The organism is Arthrobacter sp. H41 (assembly GCF_000520535.1).
GTDB lineage: Bacteria > Actinomycetota > Actinomycetes > Actinomycetales > Micrococcaceae > Arthrobacter_D.
Map to the genome: position 1 here is coordinate 4,898 of NZ_KI914787.1, position 1,439 is coordinate 6,336.

General features: G+C 68.5%; 2 protein-coding genes. Both read left to right on the forward strand.

Going from position 1 to position 1,439, the window contains the following annotated elements:
- Positions 1-656: 3,4-dihydroxy-2-butanone-4-phosphate synthase (gene ribB / locus Y705_RS18275; protein ID WP_081737887.1), on the forward strand; the 656-nt coding region annotated here is incomplete at its 5' end.
- Positions 653-1,387, forward strand: coding sequence for a 3,4-dihydroxy-2-butanone-4-phosphate synthase (gene ribB / locus Y705_RS18280; protein ID WP_049822436.1), 735 nt, complete (start codon positions 653-655; stop codon positions 1,385-1,387). The genes ribB (Y705_RS18275) and ribB (Y705_RS18280), both read left to right, overlap by 4 nt.
- The last annotated feature ends 52 nt before the right edge of the window (positions 1,388-1,439 follow it).

Consider the following 1,439-nt stretch of genomic DNA (forward strand, 5'->3'; position numbering starts at 1 on the left):
CAGGCGCAGGGAGGCAGGCCGTCGTCCTCGACCCGGTCCAACTCGCCGTCGAGGCCATCGCCGCAGGACGTGCCGTCGTCGTCGTGGATGACGCCGACCGGGAAAATGAGGGCGACATCATTTTCGCCGCCCAGTCCGCGACGCCCGCCCTGGTGGGATGGACGGTCCGCTACACCTCGGGGGTGCTGTGCGTCCCGATCGAAGGCGCAGCCGCCGACCGCCTTCGGCTGCCGCCGATGACAGCGGTCAACGAGGATTCGAAGGGCACCGCGTACACGGTCTCCTGCGACGCGGCATCCGGCGTCAGCACCGGGATCAGCGCGGCGGACAGGGCACTCACCGCCCGGATCCTCGCCTCCCCGGACAGCGAACCGATAGACCTCACGAGGCCCGGGCATATGTTTCCCCTCCGCGCTGCCACGGGCGGCGTCCTCGAACGGCCCGGGCACACCGAAGCCGGCGTGGAGCTGTGCCGGCTCGCGGGGATGGAGCCGGCGGCGGTGATCGCCGAACTCGTGCACGACGACGGGACCATGATGCGGTTGCCCGCCCTCCGTCAGTTCGCTGATGAGCATGCACTGGCGCTGATCTCGATCGAGGACCTCATCGTCCACCTATCCGACCTCCACCCATCGACTCCCAGGAGCACTTCATGAGCGGCCACGGCGCACCCGTCATCGACATTCGCGGAATCAACAAGGATGCAGCAGCAGCTGAAGGCGTAGGGGATGCAGGCGCAGGGAGGCAGGCCGTCGTCCTCGACCCGGTCCAACTCGCCGTCGAGGCCATCGCCGCAGGACGTGCCGTCGTCGTCGTGGATGACGCCGACCGGGAAAATGAGGGCGACATCATTTTCGCCGCCCAGTCCGCGACGCCCGCCCTGGTGGGATGGACGGTCCGCTACACCTCGGGGGTGCTGTGCGTCCCGATCGAAGGCGCAGCCGCCGACCGCCTTCGGCTGCCGCCGATGACAGCGGTCAACGAGGATTCGAAGGGCACCGCGTACACGGTCTCCTGCGACGCGGCATCCGGCGTCAGCACCGGGATCAGCGCGGCGGACAGGGCACTCACCGCCCGGATCCTCGCCTCCCCGGACAGCGAACCGATAGACCTCACGAGGCCCGGGCATATGTTTCCCCTCCGCGCTGCCACGGGCGGCGTCCTCGAACGGCCCGGGCACACCGAAGCCGGCGTGGAGCTGTGCCGGCTCGCGGGGATGGAGCCGGCGGCGGTGATCGCCGAACTCGTGCACGACGACGGGACCATGATGCGGTTGCCCGCCCTCCGTCAGTTCGCTGATGAGCATGCACTGGCGCTGATCTCGATCGAGGACCTCATCGTCCACCTATCCGACCTCCACCCATCGACTCCCAGGAGCACTTCATGAGCGGCCACGGCGCACCCGTCATCGACATTCGCGGAATCAACAAGGATGCAGC